Source organism: Candidatus Poribacteria bacterium, assembly GCA_028820845.1.
Lineage (GTDB): Bacteria > Poribacteria > WGA-4E > WGA-4E > WGA-3G > WGA-3G.
Genome location: JAPPII010000035.1, coordinates 1 through 21,645 on the forward strand (window position 1 = coordinate 1; position 21,645 = coordinate 21,645).

At 48.3% G+C, this 21,645-nt stretch carries 21 protein-coding genes and 1 pseudogene; 18 read left to right on the plus strand and 4 right to left on the minus strand.

Annotated features, from left to right (window positions below; translation table 11 throughout):
- The first annotated feature begins 187 nt into the window (after positions 1-187).
- The 3 genes from OXN25_08635 (at position 188) to OXN25_08645 (ending at position 4,181) form a co-directional block, all read left to right on the plus strand.
- The gene (locus OXN25_08635) at positions 188-3,241 is read left to right on the plus strand and encodes an N-6 DNA methylase (protein MDE0424919.1); all 3,054 of its coding nucleotides are present in this window, start codon (positions 188-190) and stop codon (positions 3,239-3,241) included.
- Between the two features lie 453 nt (positions 3,242-3,694).
- Positions 3,695-3,979 (plus strand): BrnT family toxin, encoded by a 285-nt coding sequence (locus OXN25_08640; GenBank protein ID MDE0424920.1) that lies wholly within the window; start codon positions 3,695-3,697, stop codon positions 3,977-3,979.
- The gene (locus OXN25_08645; GenBank protein MDE0424921.1) at positions 3,960-4,181 is read left to right on the plus strand and encodes a hypothetical protein; all 222 of its coding nucleotides are present in this window, start codon (positions 3,960-3,962) and stop codon (positions 4,179-4,181) included. Before OXN25_08640 ends, OXN25_08645 begins: the two co-directional genes overlap by 20 nt.
- On the opposite strand, the gene OXN25_08650 is transcribed toward OXN25_08645, so the two are convergent.
- Positions 4,140-4,325 (minus strand): hypothetical protein, encoded by a 186-nt coding sequence (locus OXN25_08650; protein ID MDE0424922.1) that lies wholly within the window; start codon positions 4,323-4,325, stop codon positions 4,140-4,142. The two genes, OXN25_08645 and OXN25_08650, sit on opposite strands and share 42 nt — an antisense overlap.
- Before the next feature lie 162 nt (positions 4,326-4,487).
- On the opposite strand from OXN25_08650, the gene truA reads away from it, so the two are divergent.
- The 3 genes from truA to OXN25_08665 all read left to right on the plus strand — a co-directional run bounded on the left by truA (position 4,488) and on the right by OXN25_08665 (position 7,575).
- Positions 4,488-5,288, plus strand: a complete 801-nt coding sequence (gene truA, locus OXN25_08655) for a tRNA pseudouridine(38-40) synthase TruA (GenBank protein ID MDE0424923.1) — start codon at positions 4,488-4,490, stop codon at positions 5,286-5,288.
- A 197-nt stretch (positions 5,289-5,485) separates the two neighbouring features.
- On the plus strand, positions 5,486-6,499 hold the full coding sequence (locus OXN25_08660; GenBank protein ID MDE0424924.1) for an HD domain-containing protein: 1,014 nt from the start codon (positions 5,486-5,488) through the stop codon (positions 6,497-6,499).
- Positions 6,500-6,711: 212 nt separating this feature from the next.
- Positions 6,712-7,575: a phytanoyl-CoA dioxygenase family protein gene (locus OXN25_08665; GenBank protein MDE0424925.1), complete on the plus strand. Its 864-nt coding sequence runs from the start codon at positions 6,712-6,714 to the stop codon at positions 7,573-7,575.
- A 180-nt stretch (positions 7,576-7,755) separates the two neighbouring features.
- Here OXN25_08665 and OXN25_08670 read toward each other — a convergent pair whose 3' ends face one another.
- Positions 7,756-8,808, minus strand: coding sequence for a Gfo/Idh/MocA family oxidoreductase (locus OXN25_08670; protein MDE0424926.1), 1,053 nt, complete (start codon positions 8,806-8,808; stop codon positions 7,756-7,758).
- Between the two features lie 370 nt (positions 8,809-9,178).
- Here OXN25_08670 and murA point away from each other — a divergent pair, with 370 nt between their 5' ends.
- The 3 genes and pseudogenes from murA (at position 9,179) to OXN25_08685 (ending at position 12,485) form a co-directional block, all read left to right on the plus strand.
- Positions 9,179-10,444: a UDP-N-acetylglucosamine 1-carboxyvinyltransferase gene (murA, locus tag OXN25_08675; GenBank protein MDE0424927.1), complete on the plus strand. Its 1,266-nt coding sequence runs from the start codon at positions 9,179-9,181 to the stop codon at positions 10,442-10,444.
- A 20-nt stretch (positions 10,445-10,464) separates the two neighbouring features.
- Positions 10,465-11,763 carry a histidinol dehydrogenase gene (gene hisD / locus OXN25_08680; protein MDE0424928.1) on the plus strand — a complete coding sequence of 433 codons (1,299 nt, stop codon included), beginning with the start codon at positions 10,465-10,467 and terminating at the stop codon, positions 11,761-11,763.
- 32 nt (positions 11,764-11,795) lie between these two features.
- Positions 11,796-12,485, plus strand: a pseudogene (locus tag OXN25_08685) (DUF1028 domain-containing protein).
- 77 nt (positions 12,486-12,562) lie between these two features.
- Here OXN25_08685 and OXN25_08690 read toward each other — a convergent pair.
- Positions 12,563-13,009, minus strand: a complete 447-nt coding sequence (locus OXN25_08690; protein ID MDE0424929.1) for a hypothetical protein — start codon at positions 13,007-13,009, stop codon at positions 12,563-12,565.
- A 19-nt stretch (positions 13,010-13,028) separates the two neighbouring features.
- A complete protein-coding gene (locus tag OXN25_08695; protein MDE0424930.1) occupies positions 13,029-13,802 on the minus strand; it encodes an SDR family oxidoreductase in 774 nt (257 codons plus the stop codon).
- A gap of 284 nt (positions 13,803-14,086) precedes the next feature.
- Between OXN25_08695 and OXN25_08700 the strand changes: the two genes are divergently transcribed.
- The 9 genes from OXN25_08700 (at position 14,087) to OXN25_08740 (ending at position 21,634) form a co-directional block, all read left to right on the plus strand.
- A complete protein-coding gene (locus OXN25_08700; GenBank protein ID MDE0424931.1) occupies positions 14,087-15,619 on the plus strand; it encodes a PQQ-like beta-propeller repeat protein in 1,533 nt (510 codons plus the stop codon).
- A 62-nt stretch (positions 15,620-15,681) separates the two neighbouring features.
- Positions 15,682-16,617: a serine hydrolase gene (locus OXN25_08705; protein ID MDE0424932.1), complete on the plus strand. Its 936-nt coding sequence runs from the start codon at positions 15,682-15,684 to the stop codon at positions 16,615-16,617.
- 47 nt (positions 16,618-16,664) lie between these two features.
- Positions 16,665-17,321 carry a hypothetical protein gene (locus OXN25_08710; GenBank protein ID MDE0424933.1) on the plus strand — a complete coding sequence of 219 codons (657 nt, stop codon included), beginning with the start codon at positions 16,665-16,667 and terminating at the stop codon, positions 17,319-17,321.
- Positions 17,322-17,457: 136 nt separating this feature from the next.
- Positions 17,458-17,973, plus strand: a complete 516-nt coding sequence (locus OXN25_08715; GenBank protein MDE0424934.1) for a crossover junction endodeoxyribonuclease RuvC — start codon at positions 17,458-17,460, stop codon at positions 17,971-17,973.
- A 127-nt stretch (positions 17,974-18,100) separates the two neighbouring features.
- Positions 18,101-19,141 carry an MtaA/CmuA family methyltransferase gene (locus OXN25_08720; GenBank protein ID MDE0424935.1) on the plus strand — a complete coding sequence of 347 codons (1,041 nt, stop codon included), beginning with the start codon at positions 18,101-18,103 and terminating at the stop codon, positions 19,139-19,141.
- Between the two features lie 19 nt (positions 19,142-19,160).
- Entirely contained in the window at positions 19,161-19,523 is a 363-nt protein-coding gene (locus tag OXN25_08725) for a dockerin type I domain-containing protein (GenBank protein MDE0424936.1), read from the plus strand.
- Between the two features lie 15 nt (positions 19,524-19,538).
- Positions 19,539-19,769: a thioredoxin domain-containing protein gene (locus OXN25_08730; GenBank protein ID MDE0424937.1), complete on the plus strand. Its 231-nt coding sequence runs from the start codon at positions 19,539-19,541 to the stop codon at positions 19,767-19,769.
- 29 nt (positions 19,770-19,798) lie between these two features.
- The gene (locus OXN25_08735) at positions 19,799-21,400 is read left to right on the plus strand and encodes a dockerin type I domain-containing protein (protein ID MDE0424938.1); all 1,602 of its coding nucleotides are present in this window, start codon (positions 19,799-19,801) and stop codon (positions 21,398-21,400) included.
- A 15-nt stretch (positions 21,401-21,415) separates the two neighbouring features.
- Entirely contained in the window at positions 21,416-21,634 is a 219-nt protein-coding gene (locus tag OXN25_08740) for a thioredoxin domain-containing protein (GenBank protein ID MDE0424939.1), read from the plus strand.
- The last annotated feature ends 11 nt before the right edge of the window (positions 21,635-21,645 follow it).

The window sequence follows — 21,645 nt, forward strand, 5'->3', positions numbered from 1 at the left end:
TTGCCGCTAACAAGGATTTAACCAATCCCAAAACTACTTATTGCGAAAATAAATACACATCTTGTAGGAGCAGCCCTTGTGGCTGCCCACTCACCGCGTGCCTCTCCAGTGTCCACTTAATTATGGGTTTTACCATAGTTTTAGGTTTTCTGTTGACTCACCCTTCAAAACCTGCTATCATACCCCCATACCCAAACTCAACCTCAAACCCAGTCACAAATCAATTCGCGACTACTATGCCACACTGCAGCAGTACCAACAACACGACATCAGACACGAAGGCGCAGTCAGCTCACCCTTTGAAACACTCCTACACACCTGTGCAAAGCAGATAAACGCCACACTCGTTCCCCAATACCCGATGCGCGCCCCAAAAGGAAATCGTATCGTCATTGATGGCGCAATCATTGACGAATACGGACTCCCACTCGCCTACTGGGAAGCAAAAGATATAGACGACGACCTCACTAAAGCTGTACAGCAAAAACAGAACGCAGGCTATCCGCTCGACAACATCCTCTTCCAAACGCCACAGCGCGCCATCCTCTACCAAAATGGGCAAATAGCGCTGGACGTAGACATCACTGACCCCGCAAGCCTAATTGCCGCACTCCAATACTTGTTCGCTTACGTCCCGCCCGCATTGGACAACTGGCACACCGCCGTCTCCGATTTCAGAGAACATGTCCCAGACCTCGCAAGCAAACTGAAAGAACTCATCAAGCAACGCCACGAAACCGATCCAGCCTTTAAGAAAGCGTTCTCCGATTTTTACGAGACCTGTCGCACCTCCATCAACCCAGAACTTTCACAGGATGCCGTTGAGGAGATGTTAATCCAACACATCCTCACCGAACGCATTTTCAGGACCGTCTTTAACAACTCCGCTTTTACCCGCAGAAGCATTATCGCCCGCGAGATTGAAAACGTCGTTGACGAACTCATCCGGCAAGCGTTCAGTGGCGAGGAATTCCTCAAACCGTTAGATCGATTCTATATCGCCATTGAGCAAGCTGCAATGCTCTGCAGAGACTTCACCCAAAAACAGCACTTCCTCAACACGTTCTACGAGAAATTCTTTCAAGGGTTCTCCGAAGATGTAGCAGACACACACGGCATCGTCTATACGCCACAACCGATTGTTGATTTCATGGTGAACAGCGTTGCACATATCCTTGAAACCGAGTTCGGTCGGTCATTGTCGGATACCGGCGTGCATATCATCGACCCGTTCGTCGGCACCGGCAACTTCATCGTCCGGCTCATGCAGGACATCCAAGGCACGGCGTTAGAGGAAAAATACCGCCACGAGTTGCACTGTAACGAGGTGATGCTCCTACCCTACTACATCGCCAGCCTGAACATTGAACAGGAGTTCTTTCAACGCACGGGAACGTATCTGCCATTTGAAGGCATCGCACTTGCAGATACATTTGAGTTGCTTGAGCAGCAGCAAGGTGAACTTTTTACGCGTGAGAACACGGAACGCGTGAAAAAACAAAAAGCAGCGGATATGTTTGTCGTCATTGGGAATCCACCTTATAACATGGGACAGGTAAATGAGAACGACAATAACAAAAATCGGAAGTATGAAATAATGGACAAACGGGTTGCGGAGACGTATGTCCAAGACTCCACAGCGACGCTCCGAAATAAACTCTACGATCCGTATGTCAAGGCGATTCGATGGGCATCAGATCGAATTGGAGATGAAGGGATTGTGGCATTTGTAACAAACAACGGTTTTCTCGACGGTGTTGCCTTTGATGGGATGCGGAAACATCTATCAGAGGATTTTGACGCGATTTATATTCTGGATTTAGGTGGGAATGCTCGGAAAGGGTTGAAGGTCTCGGATGCCAATGTATTCGGAATTCGGGTCGGTGTGAGTATCAATTTGTTTGTTAAGACAAACCAGAAGTCATCAGAAAAGCCTTGTATTTTTTACCATCGCACCGATGAGTTGTGGAACAGGCAACAGAAATTTGATTTTCTGAATGCATGCCGACATATAGGGGGTATTGAGTGGAAATCCACTCAACCGGATAGCCGACATACGTGGCTGACTGAAGGCCTTGATCCTGAGTTTGAAACCTTCATTCCGATAGGAAATAAGGAATCGAAAAACACAAAGGATGGAAGTGGAAAAACGATCTTTAATCTCTATTCTTATGGGGTCGTCACCAGCAGAGATAATTTGGCATATTCCTTTGATCTCGCGCTACTACAAGAACGAGTTCAAACATTTATTGAAATATACAATACCACAGTTGACCGAAAGCGCAGACACAACCTAAAAACCCCAATTGAAAATTTCATTGATACAAACGACCCGCGGATCAAGTGGAGTCGTCAGGTTAAGGCATCACTGAAAAAATTGGAGTTAAGTACCTACAACGATACCCACTTCCGCACGGCGTTATATCGTCCCTTCTGTCAAAAGTATCTCTACTTCGATAATTTTTGGAATGAGGAGCGTTATCAACAACATCGAATTTTTCCCATACCAGAGGCTGAAGCAGAGAATCGGATCATACAGATAAAGGTTGGACAAGAATGGCCAATGTTTGCGTTGATGGCAAACAAAATTCCTGATGCTCTGCCACAAGGTGGTTCTCAATGCTTTCCTTTCTATACCTACAACGAAGACGGCACAAACCGACAAGAAAACATCACCGATTGGGCGTTGACAGAATTCCGAACTCACTACAATGACGATACCATCACCAAGTGGGACATCTTCCATTATAATTATGCCCTCTTGCATCACCCAATCTATCGCGAAAAATACCAGATGAACCTCAAGCGCGACCTCCCGCATATCCCGTTCACCCATAACTTCTGGGGATTCGCCAATGCCGGTGCAGCGTTAGCAGACCTCCACATCAACTACGAATCCGTTCCGAAATATGATGGATTAAAATATATTGAAACGCCGGGGATGAGGGTAGATTGGCGTGTTGAGAAGATGAGACTCTCCAAAGACAAGACACAGTTGAAATACAACAACTTCCTGACGTTGGACAGCATCCCAGCAGAGATCTATGATTACAGACTCGGCACGCGTTCAGCATTAGAGTGGGTGGTAGATCAGTACCGCGTCAAGGTAGACAAACGAAGCGGTATCGTCAACGATCCAAACCGTGAGACAGAACCGCAGTATATCATAGACCTCATCACTCGCGTTATCACCGTCAGCCTAAAGACAGTAGAGATAGTCAAAAACTTGCCTGTCTTGTAGGAGCGAGTGTTTTTGCTTGGGTGTTTCTCGCTCGCTCCTACAGAGGAGGCTACGGTTTCCAACGACCGACGAGTGATAACTACTGCAGCCCCAGCAGGGCGGTATGTTTATAGAACGCGTCTCAATCAATAGAAACAAGCCCCAGCGGGGCGGCATGTGTATTTCCCATCGTCTTGATTTTCGGTATCTGCTATATGATTTTTTGTTTATTCCTTAACCTCAAAATAAATTTCAAAGTGTTCAAGGACATTGCTGGCTCTACTTCTTAAAATTGTAGCACATTTGATGCGAATATTCAAGGAAAACGAGTCCCAAGCGAATTATCTTACTTGATTTCCAGACGTAAATCTGCTATAATACATCGTTAACGACATTGAGTGCTCCTATAAAACCAAAACGGGCAATATCCAAATTGAAAACTGGACTTTCAGCAGTTATGTAGGGTGGAAAAACGTGGGATTGGAATTTCAATGGGATAACCGTAAAGCCAAAGAAAACCTGAAAAGACACAAGGTCTCTTTTGAAGAGGCAAAAACCGTTTTTTCGGATTTCCTCTCTCTAACTATTCCCGATCCACTGCACTCAAAAAAGGAAGAAAGGTTAATAATTATCGGATATTCTGAAAAACAGAGACTTTTAGTCGTTGTTCACACAGAGAAAGGCGATGTCATTCGCATCATTTCTGCTCGACAAGCAACACCTTATGAAAGAAAAACCTATGAGTCAGACCACACCTAATCAACATGCCCCAGATATGCTCGATGAATACGATTTCAGTGCGGGAGTTCGGGGAAAATATGCAGAGCGATACCACACAGGCACAAACTTGATTCGACTCGATGACGATGTCGCCGAAATGTTTCCCGATGCGAAATCTGTCAACGACGCCTTAAGAGCGTTAGGAAAAATCATCGCCGAGCATCAGGAAAAAACGCCATAAACCAGAACCATTCCAATTCTCGGATGCCCTTTTTGGCTTTGCTGCGGTAGGTTTATATCCACCAACTCCGCCTGCTGGCTGCTGACCGCCATCTCCATTTTCCGCTTGACCTATGTCGCGCGTCTCCCACACTTCCGATCTCATCCTGCAAATCCTATAATCCTGCCCATCCTGATCCTGACAATAGAAACTCTATTGAATCCCTTCAAAAAATTGTTTTGACGCTTGATAACAAAATATGGTAATCTGTGTACAATAGCAGTCGGCAATTAGCCATTAGCCATCAGCCATTAGCCAACAGCCAATATGCGAAACATTAAACTCGTGCTTGAATACGACGGAACGAACTACCATGGATGGCAGACCCAACCGAACTTGCCAACAATCCAAGACACAATTGAGGATGCTTTGGCACGGTTAACCAAAACCTCGATACAAATCATCGGAGCAGGGAGAACAGATACCGGGGTCCATGCCGAGGGTCAGGTTGCCAATTTCCAGACGGACGCACAGATGCCCGTTATCGCATTTCAGAAAGGTCTCAACGCTATGTTACCACGGGATATCGTCGTCTGTTCCGCAACAGAGGTGTCTCCAGAGTTCCATGCCCGTTTCAGCGCAACAAGCCGTCGATACCGGTACACAATTCTGAATCGGGAATACCCGACCGCACTTTCGCGACAGACGAGTTACTTCTTTCCGACCACAATTGACGTGCCAAGAGCAAACATCCTCTGCCAAGTGCTGGTCGGCAAACACGATTTCTCGTCCTTCCAAAAGACAGGAAGTGATCGGATAAATCCCGTCTGTGAAATTTACGAGGTATCCTGTTGGAAGAAAGAGCCTTATGTCTATTTTGAAATCGAAGCCGATGCGTTTCTGCGAGGAATGGTCCGCGCCATCGTCGGCACTCTCCTGAAATGTATGAAGGAAGACGATGCTGAAACGGAGCTACGCCGCATTTTAGAAGCCAAAGATAGAGCCGCGGCAGGAACATCAGTCCCTGCCCATGGGTTGTCACTCATTGAAGTTAAATATAACACTAAAACTATTCTTGTAGCATGGTTTCCTGTTAGGCTGTGCATCTTCTGTAGCACAAACTTTTAGTTTGTGTCTTTCTTGTAGCATGGTTTCCTGTTAGACTGTGCATCTTCTGTAGCACAAACTTTTAGTTTGTGTCTTTCTTGTAGCACGGTTTCCTGTTAGGTTGTGCATCTTCTGTAGCACAAACTTTTAGTTTGTGTCTTTCTTAACCGATAACCGACAACCAAAGACCGACAACCACTCAAAAGGAGCAGTCCCTTATGAACTACGCCCAAGTCTTGAATGAATTGGAAACTTTGGTCAACGAAACCTTCGCACTTTGGGAACACAACCGTGTCGGTTTCCAGTGGCGACATTACACATGGAACCATACCATGCGTGTGCGTGCGCTGAGTATGGAACTCGGGAAGCGTGAAGGCGGTGATGTGAAATTGCTTGAAGTCGCTGGCACCCTGCACGACATCACCAAAAGGTACGATGGCGTTATTTTGACAGATGACAACGGACAACGCATCCTCGACCATAACGGGTTCTGGTTGAACGAAACCCTCACGCCTGCCGGTCAAAACATCGTTACAGAACTCTACGATAAGCATGACCTCCACGGCACAGTCCACCATGAATCCGGGGCAGTCATCACAGAGAACATATTGGGGATGTACGACTTTGAACCCGATTTCGTACAAGCTGCAACAGCTGTCGTCCTCGCGCACCTAAAACCGATGAGTCTCACAGCGGAGGACTTCAAACTGCTCTACAACAGGATCGAAAACCAGGTCCTCTACGATGCTGACACCATGGATCCGAACGTCGGGTACACCGCTTTCTTCCGAAACATCCATATACATTCATACTTCGCACTCCAACGCGGAAGCTTTGACTTAGAAGACTACGTGCGGAACCTACCGCGCTGGATTAATTCCAAGCAAGAATTCGTTGATAAACTCTTGACCGAAGCCTCCCGCGAAGTCGCCCAAGCGCGACAGGACAGGAATCAACACCTTTTCTTGCAAATGGTAGATGAATTAGACGATATGGAGATAAATCGGAAATACGGATTGCTGGGGGTAATTGAATACTTTGTCAGTGTAACCGAAGATCCACACTTCCTGAATCAACTTGACTACCTACAAAACGAGTGGCTTCCACAACGCCAGCAATGGTTGGCTGAGGAAGAACAGGACGCATCCGCACGCGACCGCGCCCAAGCCGCAATTGATCGGGTTGACGATTTCCTAACCCTCTTAACCCGCGAAACCAACGGAGAAATTTAAGCCGCAGCCCTCTCTTTTGTAGCATAACCTGTTAGGTTGTGCCTTTCAAACGTTATGTTCGTCCAAGAATTTCTATCTCACAGAATGCGGGATGGTCAAAATTGCGTAAGTCCTGTTATAAGTTAAGCTTGGTAGCAGTTGCGAAGGTTTTATCTGCCACGGATGCTCTTAACTAACAACTTATAACCAACAACTACAAAAGGAGTTTTACCATGAATACCCCAACGACAAGCGCACCGACAGATGGCATCCAAATTCCGTATCCACCCGACCTCTATCGCTTTGACACCACTGCTGAGGGGATTTCTGGTGGGTTTCCAGCCGTAACCGAGGCGGACATTGAATACTTTCATCAGTACGGTTACCTCGTCATCAATGATGCTTTTAATCCCACCGAAGTCGAGGATGCATTAGCAGGCATGACGCATCTCATGGACGGAAAGTGTCCCGATTTTCGGGCAATCCAATTTGAACCAAAACTCGGCAAACAGAAAGACGAACTGGAGGGTCAGGAACGCCGTGACGCTATCAGAAAAATTTTCAAATTCGTAGACCACGAACCGCGTCTAAACGCCATGGCAGCCCATTCAGGACTCCTCGGTGTCCTTGAACAGATTGTGGAGGACACACCCAAATTGTTCCAAGATATGGCACTCCTCAAACCCCCGCGCTATGGATCGGAAAAACCGTGGCATCAGGATTGTGCCTATTTCAATCTTCCCGAAGGGACGACGGTCGTCGGTGTATGGATCGCTTTAGATGAAGCCACACCTGAAAACGGATGCTTACACATCATACCGGGTTCAAATATCGAGGGACCGATGATCCATTTCAAACGGCGGGATTGGCAGATTTGTGATACAGATGTACCCGTAGGGCGCGATACTATGGTACCACTCAAGCCGGGCGGCTGTCTCTTCTGGCACGGATTGACACATCACGGAAGTCCGGTCAACCAGTCTGATCAAGGGCGACGCGCACTCCAATTCCACTATATACCAGCAAGTGCTGGAGAAATTACAACGCAAGAGCGCATGGCTGTTTACGGCAGCGAAGGGAAAGATGTAGATTGTTAATAGCGGTCAGCAGTCAGGGCGGGTTGCTACGCAACCCTCTCAGCCATCAGTAAAGAGAAAGAGGTGTTCTGTAACGCTTGCGTCTTTGCTATCTTGCTGACTGCTGACTGCTGAAAGCGCAGCCGGGGAATGCCATAAGGCATTCATACCGTTGATTTCTGACCGCTGACAACCATTAAGCTATTTCGTCTGTTCAGGGAACGGGGCCCGGATGTCGTAACGTCCCTCTTCAAACACCGGTAACTTCCCACCTTCAACCAATAAGTCAAGCGGGTTCGGACGCGTTGTTAAGGGGAAGGTTACCACGTTCTGAATGCGCAACGATTCATAAATCGCCATCAAGATTTCTATTGTGCAAAGCCCGTGTCTGCCAGCATTGCGGTGTTCCTCAACACCACCTTCAATCCAGGCTAACATCTCATCAAACTGATTCGGTTCACCTTGGCGCGGTTCGATGGTCTGCCAGCCTGCGGCTTTGCTGTTAAGCAGTTCAATTGTACCGTTGTCGCCGCGACGGAGTTGCCCATCGTCTCCATAGACGACATCGCCTCGAAGCACGGGTTCCGGTAAATCGCTTTCGTAGATGCCGCGGATACCGCCTTCAAAGCAGATTTCCGCCATACACAGGTCCTCAGTCCGAACTCGGCGTTCCCAGCGATCAGTCCGCCGTGCGACCTGTCCGATGAGCCATAACGGATCGGGATCACCAAGGATGTAGCGCATTTCGTCAACTTCGTGCGTGCCACGGTTCAGCAATCCGTGTCCATCGCGACGGAGCATCGCTTGCGGCTGACCGATCGCACCTTCTTGGATGAGGCGACGCGCTTCACAATTCTGAGGGCTGAAACGGCGTTGGTGTCCAACGACTAACTTCACATCGTGTTGAGCACAGGCATCCATCATGTCTTGTGCGTCACCGACAGAAGCCGCCATCGGCTTTTCAGTAATGACACCGAGCACGCCGCTCTCAGCGGCAGCGATTGTCGGTTCAGCACGAACACTCTGCCAAGTCGTGATACTAACGATGTCTAAATCCTCTTTGTCGCACATTTCACCGAAATCGGTATAGTGGGTTGGGAGTGCGAATTCCTCGGCAAATTTCGCTGCTGAATCGGCACTAATATCTGAAGCGGTAACGACTTCCGCACGACCCGTACTCGTCCAATTGTTTGCATGGGAACGTCCCATACCGCCGCATCCAATAATTCCAATACGATATGTTTTATCTGCCATCTCTTTTACCTTATCCTTATAAAATAGATTACGAGGTCATATTTTACCAAAAATTGTGCATCAACGCAAGTGAATATAGCGTGTTAGTTATAAGCAAAAAGGACTCGTAGCATCCCAAATCCATATACATGCCAACGTGCTTAATTTATAACCCATAACCCAGTACCCACAACCCAGTACCCATAACCCATAACCCAGTACCCACAACCCACAAAACATGTGTCTTTTTTGACACAACGCCTTTGATAGAAAAACCCTTGTATTTATTACACTTTGTAACAAATACGCAATTGGCATCGTTTATGCTATAGAGATAATAAAACCTCTACATTCCGAGACGCAGATTTGTGTAAGGAGTAAGGAGAAGGTAATGGAAAGATTAATTGTCAAAGGTGGAACCCGCCTTGAAGGAACGATTCCAATCAGCGGTTGTAAAAATGCTGTTCTTCCGATTGCAGTCGCCGCTGCCATCCTCGGCAACGGGGTCAGCGTCCTCCACAATGTACCGAACCTAACAGATGTCAACACCCTCCGCGCTGTATTAGAAGGACTGGGTGCAACAACAAAACTAAAAAATTCAAAACTCTATATTGAACCCATAAACCACTTGGAGTACGAGGCACCTTACGAACTTGTACGGAAAATGCGCGCCTCCATTTACGTCTTAGGTCCACTTGTAGCGAAATTGGGTAAAGCAAAAGTATCTTTTCCAGGCGGTTGTGCTATCGGACCGCGACCTATTGACTTGCACATTCGCGGCTTGGAACACTTGGGCGCCGAAGTGACAGTACAACGAGGATACATTTACGCACAAGCCGAACGCTTAACCGGCACAGAGATGTATCTCATGGGACAATATGGACCCAGTGTCGGCGCAACGGCAAACATCATGATGGCCGCTACTTTAGCGGAAGGGACAACTGTTATCCGTGGTGCAGCCCGTGAACCCCATATCTCCGACCTCGCTCATTTTCTGAAGGCAATGGGAGCAGATATAGAAGGTATTGGCACCTCTGTCTTGACAATTCATGGTGTCAAGCATCTCCATGGAACTGAACACACCGTTATCTCGGACGATGTAGAAGCAGGCACTTTCATGGTCGCTGGTGCTATTACGAAAGGCGATGTCTACGTTCAAGGCATCACCGAGCAACAACTTCCCACGGTTTCCGAGAAACTCGTGGAGGCAGGCGTTGAGTTGGATTGGGATGCCAATGGCGTGCGCGTCACAACCCCGCGCGAGATAAGAGGCATTGATGTCACAACGGCACCCTTCCCCGGCTTTCCGACAGATATGCAGGCGCAAATCATGGGACTGCTCTGCTTGGCAACTGGAACCAGCGTTATCTCTGAAAATGTGCATACAGACCGATTCATCCATGCCGCGGAACTAAACCGAATGGGTGCTGATATCATGCTTGACGGCAGCAAGGCTGTGATTAATGGTGTCCGCAGTCTCAGTGGTGCCCCGGTGATGGCTTCCGATTTGCGGGCGGGGGCAGTCCTCGTCGCAGCGGGAATGGCAGCCGCGGGTGAAACCGTCGTATCTCGTGTTTATCACATCGACCGTGGATATGAAGCCATTGAGATGAAACTCAACAACGTTGGTGCAAACATTATAAGGGTTAATGACTAAAAAGGAATAGCTATTCAGAAATGTTGCGAATTGTTGAAACCCATACCACAGAAGCTGAGGCCTTCCTATCAAAGTTGAAGGCGCGGGGTAAACTCACAGATGAAAGTATCTTGAAAACAGTCCGGCGTACGCTGAGCGATGTACAAGATGAAGGCGATAAAGCCGTTATTCGATATACCCGTAAATTCGATGCCCCGCGTATCTCAGTCAAAGAACTGAAGGTATCACAAGAAGAATTTGCGACAGCATACGCAGAGGTGCCGTCTGAATTCATAGAGGCGATTACACACGCCAGAACAAACATCGAAAAATTCCATCAGAAGCAGCTACGGACTTCATGGATGTCAACAGAACCCAATGGTGTCCTGCTCGGGCATCTGATTCGTCCGCTAAGACGCGTCGGTGTCCATGTGCCAGCAATCAGTCAACTCCTCGTCTCCTCATTGTTGATGAGCGTTATCCCTGCTATCGTTGCTGGGGTTGAAGAGATTGCCGCCTGCATCCCGCCGATGCGCAATCGCGCTGTTAATTCCTATATGTTGGTTGCTGCCTCGGAATGTGGTATCCAAGAAATCTATAAATGTGGCGGCGCACAAGCCGTTGCAGCAATGGCGTATGGCACCGATACCATCCCACCGGTCGATAAAATTGTCGGACCCGGGAACCTCTATGTACAATTCGCCAAGAAAGAGGTCTACGGACACGTTGATATAGACAAATTAGCAGGTCCCAGCGAAATCCTCGTCATTGCTGACAGCACAGCCGACCCGGATTACGTCGCCGCTGATCTCATCTCGCAAGCGGAGCACGGACCCGAATGTGCTACTATCCTCCTCACTCCTTCCCTCGGGTTTGCAGAACAGGTCAAAACAGCAATTGAGGTTCAAGGCGAATCCCTACCTCGCTACGACGAACTTATACAGGCATTCACAAACTGGGGAGTTGCGTTTATCACCTCAGACTTAACGGAGGCATTCGCGCTCGCCAACGAAATCGCACCCGAACACCTCGAACTTCATATTGAAAACCCTTATGAGCGGCTTGGAGACGTGCATAATGCCAGTGCTATCTTTATAGGTCCCTATTCCCCAGAAGTGGTTGGGGATTACATTGCAGGACCAAACGCTGTCTTGCCCACAGGGACAGCCGCACGTTACGCCTCGCCACTCAGCGTTGACGATTTCCTGAAGAAGTCAAGTCTCATCTCATACACCAAAGCGGCTTTAGCGGAAGTCACACCAGCAGTTGTCAAATTGGCTGAGGTTGAAGGACTCGAAGGACATGCCGCCGCCATGAAAATCCGTTTTGAAGAAGATTAAATCTACGCCTACGACCCTTGGAAATATAGAAAATGCTTTTCATTCCCCTTAGCCTGTTGTTCCACCTTTCCGAACCCAACGAAAAAATTCCTGTCCCCCTTGTCGCGACGTTTTCAATCGTCGGATATGATGCTGAGACCGGTGCACTTGGGGTTGCTGTGCAATCCAAATTTTTTGCTGTTGGCGCGGTTGTCCCCTGGGCGGAAGCCGGGGTCGGTGCAATTGCGACCCAATCTTGGGCAAACACAACTTATGGACCTAACGGCTTAAAACGCCTCAAAAGCGGTCTTTCGGCGGAGCAGACCTTGGAACGCCTTGTTGCAGACGACCCGGGACGCGCGACGCGACAGGTGGGTATCGTCGATGCGAAAGGGAAGGTCGCTAACTATACAGGCGATGAATGCAACGAGTGGGCAGGTGCCGTTTCCGGCAAACACTACACGGCACAAGGGAACATCTTAGCGGGTGAAGAAGTCGTTAAAGCAATGGGCAGCGCGTTTGAAGAAACAGAAGGTGAACTGGCAGATAAACTAATGGCAGCACTTTTCGCAGGACAGGCGGCGGGTGGGGACACGCGCGGACAACAATCAGCCGCCTTGCTCGTTGTTCAGGAGCGCAGCGGCTACGGTGGTTTCAATGACCGGTACATCGATCTGCGTGTGGACGATGCCGAGAAACCAATTGAAGAACTCCAACGATTGTTAGAAATTCACAAGCAATTCGTGCCTCGATAAATAACTTGTAAAATTTACGTCTTATCAATCCTCCGCAAAACAAATCACACCATTAAGCAGAAACCCTATTCCATCGACTCATCTAAGACAAGCGGTGGGCGTTTAAAACGGGAGCGAATCTGGTTCGCTGTTGATAGAACAACCGGCACGCGAACAAGACGAAGTTCTAACCTCCGCTTACCGGGAAAATCGCTGATAATCAGTCCTGTTAAAATGGTCAAAACGCCTTGTCCCGGTATGCCAGGGAAAGACATAAGTACCCCAAAAATAACAAGCAGCCCCCCGAATATATTCTTCAAGGAAGATAAACAGATACGGAAAATAGGATTCTTGATACGTTGAATCCGTTTGTTCGCCCTGAAATAGTCCGCCGGCAAGGACATGAGTAACATTGTAGAACCAACAATGCTTGCAATGAAACTTACCACAGAGAAAATAGCGAGCAAAATCCAATGTTCTACAAACCAGTTGCTAAGCATGTGCCAATAAACTTTAAGGTCAATAAACGACAAGAAAGTTTCTCCTTGTATATCACCGGCGCGAAACAGCACCGCCGTCAATTGTCATAATATCGCCACTAATATAGGCAGCTTCATCGGAAGCGAGGAATAACACTGCCCCAATATAATCCCATACCGTTGCACCCCGCTCAAGTAGCGGCGCGTCTGCGGAAGCAGGCGGTAAATCCGGTAGGGTGTCATCGTTCGGAAGGTTTTGTGAAGCATTCATACCTGTTGGGGCACCACCACCGGGAGCAACTGCGTTTACAGTGATACCGTGCGGACGAAGCTCTAACGCTAAACTCCGAGTGAGTCGATTCAGGGCAGCTTTACTGACACAATAACTCAGAACGCCAACGTGCGATTCCTCGGCATAAATAGAGGAGTTGTTAATAATACGTCCGTGTATACCCTCTGCTATCATCACCTGAGCGACCGCCTGTGCACATAACAAACACCCTTTTACATTAACCGCTATCACCTTATCGAATTGTTCTGGTGTGACCTCAAACAGAGGTTGTCTACCGAGAATCCCTGCGTTATTGAACAAAACGTCGATACGTTTGAAGGTCGCTACTGCCCTATCTACAGCGTGTTGAACCTGCTCAGGGACAGTGACATCCAAAGGCACGGCGAGAGCCTTTCCACCTTCGGCGCGCACCTCCGCTGCAACAGCATCAGCACGCCTACCACCGGCGACGACCACAGCTGCACCTTCACGTGCAAACGCTAAACATGCAGCCCTGCCGATACCCAACGGACCGCCACCACCTGTCACGAATGCTACCCGATTTTCAAAACGCATTTAAGATTTCCTATCTTATTTTTTTCTACTTTTCTTTTTACTTCCATGAGTCCTATTTTATCATAACGCCTTCTCATTTTGCAAGGTTTCATTTGATTTGTAATAGCGCATTTAATTCTTCAGTAAACGCAAAACTGAATACCCTTGTGACTTGTATCTGAGGCATATCTATAAATTTTTAGTTGACAAATAAAAATAAAAAAATTATTATAATTAATAACATAACATGACCCGTCAACATCACGCATAACTTCGCCTTTGAAAAATAAAAAGGAATCCTTATATTGAAACAAATTCAAAAACCTATTCGTTGGTGGCCCCTTTTCACTATTCTCTCTCTCGCCGTTTTAGGCATTGTGGGAACATGGATTCTCGACGCTGGTCAGCGTCAAAACCAGATCATGCTAACAGCCCTAATAGTCATTCTCGCTGTCTTTTTGGGGTTTTTGTGGTTGTTATGCTTTTCTCGATTGAGATGGCGGGTTAAGTTAATCTCTGCTGCCGTAGCCGTTTTCGGTCTCTTTCTCCTTATAAATCTGTTCCAGTTCAAAGGAGTCAGCGGAGACTTCGTTCCTATATTTGAGTGGCGGTGGCAAGAGAGACCCTCAATCTTCCAAGCCGACTCCAGTAGCATCTCTGACACCCAAAGACAAACAACAGACTATCCGCAATTCCTTGGACCCAATCGGAATGGCGTCGTGACGAGCATCAAACTCAATCTTGATTGGGAGACACATCCACCGAAGTTAGTATGGCGAAGACCGATGGGCGCGGGATGGTCAGGCTTTGCAGTCGTTGGGAATAACGCAATCACGCAGGAGCAGGAAGGCGACTGGGAGAAAGTCGTCGCCTACGACTTACACACCGGTGAGGTCCTCTGGAGCCATCAAGACAAGGCACGTTATTACGCCGTACCAGCAGGACTTGGACCGCGGGCAACACCGACAATTTCTGGAAACAGGGTTTACACTGTCGGTTCAACTGGCATTCTCAACTGTTTAGATTTTGAAACCGGAGAACAACTCTGGACAACGAATATCTTTGAAGAAAACAGTGCGGAACCCCCACCTTGGGGCATCAGCATTTCTCCACTCGTCCTTGATGAACTGGTGATTGTCAGTGCCGGGGGCGCGGTGGCTTACCACAAAGACACCGGAGCACTCGCATGGACGGGACACCGGACACAGAGCGGTTATAGCTCACCAATGCTGACAACTTTAGCAGGCACCGAACAAATCGTTCTCTTTAACCAAGGACTCATCACTGCACATGAACCTCGGAGCGGCCAGCTCCTATGGCAGCAACTGTGGACAGCAGGTTATGCAGAATGTGTTTCACAACCCGTCCCGCTTCCTGATAACAAATTGCTCGCCTCGTCGGGGTACGGTGTCGGTGCCAAGTTGTTTCAAATTTCCCGTAACAACGCAGGCGAATTCAACGTTACTACTTTATGGAAAACCCTATATTTGAAAGCCAAATTTACGAACATTATTTATTACGAAGATTACCTCTATGGACTTGACGACGGTATCTTTGCCTGCATAAATCCTGTTGACGGCAAACGTCAATGGAAACGGGGTAGATATGGTCACGGACAAACGCTCTTAATTTCAGACGTTCTACTCGTCCTCACCGAAGCTGGTGAAGTCGTCCTTGTAGAACCTGACCCTGAAAATCATAGAGAGCACGCACGTTTCACCGCACTTAAAGGTAAAACATGGAATACACCTGCACTCGCCGGTTCCTATCTACTCGTCAGGAATGATCAAGAGGCAGCGTGCTACGAATTGACAATCAGAGATACCAACCGAGAATGAAGCGAAGTTGATACAGCATAACTGTGGCTTCACGCTACTCTGGCATCCACTGAGAGTGGAGAATGAGAAAGGAAAAGGACAACAGCATGTTCGGATTCATACGTAAATTAAATATATTATCTATCTGTTGTAGCATTGGACTCTTGCTCCCGATATTTACGCTCTCCGCCGCGACCTATAAGAACATTCCCATGAGTCTTCAGAAGACAATCGATTCGCCGCTTGAAGCCCATTTTGAACAGCATATCAAACGCCAGCGAAGTCGTAAAATCTTGGCTACAACGGACCGAACAAGTTTTGTTGTCTATGATATTACCAAAAATAAGAAGTTGGTGTCGATTAACGAGAATCGGCAAACGATGGCAGCATCGCTCATTAAGAACTTCGTTATGCTCGCTTATTTCCATGAAGTCAGATACGGACGGCAAACACACACCGCCGCAAATAAGGGAAACCTCCGCGCAATGATTCAACGGAGTTCAAACCCATCAACGAACTATTTTATACGACGCTTAGGGGGACCCGCACGCGTGAATCGGATACTCCAAGTCAACTATCCTTATTTTAAGCAGACTCGGATCGTTGAATATATCCCGCGAAGCGGGCGGACTTATAGGAATATGACATCGGCACGCGACCTAAGCCTGTTTTATTTGCAGCTCTGGAAGGGAAGACTCCCTTATTCCGATAAGATGAAGTACTACATGAAACTCAAAAATGGAGATTATATCTTTAAACATACCTACATCCCTTCATCGGTTACAGTCTATAATAAAACCGGAACTGTCTATGGATTGGTCGGAGATGGCGGGGTGTTAGTACTCCGCGATCCGAAAGGTAATCCGAAACCTTACGTCTTTATCGGAATGATTGAGGATAGAACGAAGACGAGTCGGAGAAACCGATGGCAATCCTTTACGACATGGAAGAATCGGCGTGCCTATATCTTGCGAAGGCTCTCCGAACAGGCTTATAAGTACATCTACGAGAGGCATTAAGGTGGTAACTTAGCATACCGCTAACTGCTCGCTATTTGGGTATCTCTATGCGACGTATCGTTGACATCGGCAGACGTATCGAACTCGTACCAATCGATCCGCACTTCCACGACATTACTATCGGACTCTATCAACAGCAATCGGTCAATACAACTACCGGAAAGGAGATGCCTCTCTTTTTCGTGCATACCTACAGCCATATCGCTGGTGCTGCCGACAGAATTGAAGCGGTGAGGCAAGGAATGCAGGTGCTTGGTGGAATGTTGAAAACAGAGGAGGGTCTCCTCTATTTCCCGTGTGGACGTGCGCATCAAGCTGCCTGTCGTCGCGTCTTTTTAGAAGCGTGCAAACTCGCACCGGGAACCCGCGTTGAACCGCGACCCCTACAGACGCTCGACAAGAAATCACGACTCACGATCACGGTCAATTCCGCTGGAGACGGCGTATATGCTGTCGCAGCAGATGGCGAAGGTAGAGGCGCAGCACGCCGCATCGCTGCGATCGCAGCGGGGTTAGCGAAATTAGGAGAAATGGAAGACACCGGAGCCGATAACAGGGATACTGTCGCTTTCGATTGCGCATATAGCCACGACGCACTCGTTGGGCTCCTACTCACCCGTGCCCCAAACGTCAGGGTCGCTTTACGGGAAGAGGAGATGAGTGCCTCACGCGGTGTCCTCTCTGCACCAAGCCAACAGATGTAAGATGGTTGTCGGTTATAAGTTATAAGTTAAACATGAACGCGGTCTAACAGTAACAGCGATTTTGAGAGACACAACCCAACTGCAACACCTCCTCAACCTCTAAATCGAACGCATACTCAAAAATAGGGTTACAATCATGAAAGCGCAATCTGGAAAAATGAAAATCGCAATCGGTTTTGATTCAGGATTAGCGAATTGCGGATACGGCGTTGTCGCCCGCGGTGGTAGCGGGTTCGTCTGCTTAGCACACGGTAATATCCGAACCGATTCAGATGCGCAGCGGCCCGATCGACTTTTGAAAATCTATCAGCACGCCACGGAATTGATAACCGAATGGAACCCCTCCAAAATCAGTATAGAATCTGTTTATTGGAATCGGAACCAAAAAAGTTGCCTACCGACTGCAGAGGTGATTGGGGTTTTGCAACTCGCTGCTGTCCAGAACGATGTTGAAGTTGTGATGCTCTCCCCACAATCCGTCAAATCTGCTGTTACCGGCATCTCCAATGCCTCCAAAACACAGGTCATGCGCATGACCCAAAAACTCTTGGGTATGAAGAAGCCTGTCACACCCAGTCACGCTGCAGATGCTTTAGGATGTGCAATCGCAGCACTACTCAGTAGAAACACCCCATCTTTACAGTATAAATAACCCACCGGAAAACCTTGCACAAAAACTGTTTTTCAAACTATAATAGACTTAGCGTATTTGATACACTGGTAGCGAAAAGATGATGGGTGTCTTTCGAGAAGGCACCATAAAAGAATAGAGGCAAAAAGTGCAAAATCAAACTACCAAATCAATGACCGGACGTGAACGTGTACTCGCCGCCCTTCGCAATGAACCCACCGATCGCACACCGGTTTGCAACCCTACATCTGTGGCGACCGTTGAACTCATGGACCTCGTCGATGCCCCATTCCCACAAGCGAATCGGGAGCCGGAACTTATGGCGCGTCTCGCTGCGACAAGCTACACCGAACTTGGATTCGACTCCATCATGCCGGTCTTTTCAATCATCCAAGAATCAAGCGCACTCGGATGCAAAATCCAGTGGGAGCAGAAGGACAACTGGCCCACTGTTAAGATGCGCGAACCGATCTGGGAGGATGTCGATGAAATCACAGTTCCCGATGATTTCTTGACGCATCCTGATACCCAATGTGTCCTTGAAGCCATCAAAATCCTGAAAAAAGAATATGGCGACGAAGTCGCTGTCATCGGAAAGACGATGGGACCTTGGTCGCTCGGCTACCACTGCTTTGGTGTTGAGCCCTTTCTCTTACTATCTCTTGACGATCCCGGCAAGACGAAACTTGCACTTGATCGGATGAAGGAAGCGACTGTACAATTCGGGGTCGCGCAAATCGAGGCAGGCGCAGACGCACTTACCCTGCCAGACCACGCTACAGGCGATCTCGTTAGTGGAGAATACTACCATCGCTACCTCCGAGACCTCCACATTGAATTCGTTGAACGGATCCCGATTCCCTTAATCTTACATATCTGTGGACGTACGGTTGATCGAATGGAGTACATCGCACAGACCGGGATGGCAGCGTTCCACTACGACTCTAAAAACGAGCCACAGGAATCGATGGAGATTGTCCAAGAGCGTATTGCTCTCGTTGGCAATATCAACAACCCCGAAACGTTGTTTGCCAAAGAACCAGAAGACGTTAAAGGGGAAGTCGTGAAGAATCTTGAAGCGGGTGTTCCACTAATTGGACCGGAGTGCGCGATTCCGCTACAAACGACTATCGAAAATCTTCAAGCAATCCCAGAAGCGGTCCAAGAATGGCACCGCCCACACGCATAAACCACACACGGAGAAATTAATGAGACAATTCGTCTGTCTGTTGCTAATGGCAAGCCTCATGCTGAGTGGCATGACCTTGAGCCACGCGCAAGATGTCGACTTCGACCCTTTGAGTGCTTCTGATGTCAATGCCGACGGCACTGTAAATATCCTCGACCTAACTCTCATCGCTACCTACTTCGGTGAGTCTCTTAGCGGAAATCAACCTGCTGCCGCCGATGTCAATGCCGACGGAACCGTTGATATTCTCGACTTAACATTAGTCGCAAGCCATTTCGGTAAGAGATCTGGTATCCCTTTTGAAGTCACGGATGCAACTTTTGACGAGATCGTTTTAGGTGCTGAATTGCCTATTGTCGTAGAATTTAAAGACGATACCTGACCCTTCTGCATATTGATGCGACCGGTGGTCGCTGAAGTCGCATTGGAATATCGTGATACCTTCAGTTTCGTCAAACTGGATGTAAACACACAGCCGGAGAAAACCGCTGCATACCAAATTCGGGGAACGCCTACATACATCGTATTTGAAGATGGTGAACTTATAGGAGGCTTTGCCGGAGCAAGACCCAAGGCGGATCTGGTGCAACGCATTCTCGACCTCTTAGGCATTGAAGATACTGAATAAACCAATTCAATACAAGGAAACAAAAACGGATGAAAAAAGTAATTTGCCCGTTCCTAATACTCGGCTTAACCTTGATCTGCCTAACAACGGGTCACGCCCAAGAGGCGAATCTTGATACTTTGAGGGCAGCCGATGTTAATGCCGATGGAACGATAAACATCTTGGATATCACGTTTATCGCCTCACATTTTGGCAAGGCGGTCGCCGCAGATCAGATGCCGAATCCAGATGTCACCGGTGACGGTATCGTCAATATCCTTGACTTGGTCCTCGTTGCCGGACAGATGGGAAAAACCGTGCGTCCACTTGTGGCGTTTGTCAGTGTGAATCCAGTGGCTGAGTCGCAGCTTGAGATCAACGATACCATCACCCTCACTTTCGATAATATGCCAGAAGACGTTGAAGTAAGCACAGGGGTCGCTACAATCGCTGACCAGATCGTAACAATCGCAGGTTCATTTGACCCAGGCGCACTCGCCTTGACGATCACTTGGTTGGATGGCACTCAAACGCTCACATACACCATCAGACAGCCCGCGACGTTCGTTAGCGCAGTACCAGTAGCCAATGCCCAACTTGAGGTTAACGGAACCATTACGCTTACTTTTGATAGTATGCCAGAAGACGTTAGGGTAAGCACAGGGGTCGCTACAATCGCTGACCAAACCGTGACAATCGCAGGACCTTTCGATCCGGGTGATCTCGCTCTGACTATCACCTGGAAGGACGGAAGCCAAACGCTCAACTATACCGTCAGACACCCTGCAACGTTTGTCCGGTCGAGACCAGTAGACGGGGCGAACCTTGATATGGACGATACGATCACGCTTACTTTCGACAACCCACCGGAGGGTGTTGAAGCAAGCGCAGGGGTCGCTACTGTTGATGGTAAAGCCATAAAAATTACAGGTCCTTTTGAGCCGGGCGATCTCGCCTTGACGATCACTTGGTTGGATGGCACCCAGACGCTCACCTATACCGTCAGACCGCCCGTGGCGTTTGTAAGGGCAAGACCAGCAGCCGGCGCGACGCTTGATGCGGACGATACGATTACGCTCACCTTTGACAGAAGACCAGAGGATATTACAGTCTCTTCAGGTGATGCGGAAACCACCGGCAGGTTTGTGGACATCACGGGTCCATTTGATCCAGGGCCCCTCGCTTTGACAATCACTTGGAAGGACGGAAGCCAAACACTCACTTATACCGTCCGTACACCCGATACCGACGCACCTCGAATTACAGGTGGTACCGTCAGTGATGGCAACAAGGACATTAAGTCTGATGTGGTTAACACGCGGGCACGGATTGAAATTGATTTCAATGAAGAGGTAACTGGAAACATCGCACTGCAAACCACAGGGGGCGTTGATGTCGGTTGGCTCGGCAAAGTTGACGGTAAAAAAGGAATTCTCGAACTGGTCAGGGGCAAAGAGCTTGACAGCGGGACCACCTACGTTATTACCGGGAAAGTTAGCGACGCTGCAGGCAACGAAACCGACCTTGACATCACCTTTACCACTGAAAGTAGAACCTCTGGTATTCCTTTCACGGTCACCGATGCGACCTTTGCGACGCTTGTACTCGGATCTGAGGTACCTGTTGTGCTTGAATTCTGGAAGGATGGGTGACCCTTCTGCCAAAGGATGGCGCCAGTTGTCGCCCAAGTTGCTTTAGAGAACCGAGATACATTTGCTGTTGCGAAAATGAATATTGCCCAGGGTCCGCAAACGCATCGAAAATATCTGGTCAGAGGACACCCGACTTACATTGTATTCAAAGATGGAAAGGATGTCGGACGTATCGCGGGTGTGAAAACGAAAGGTCAACTTCTGCAGGATATCCTCAATGCTATAAACAAGTGAGGAAAATAGTA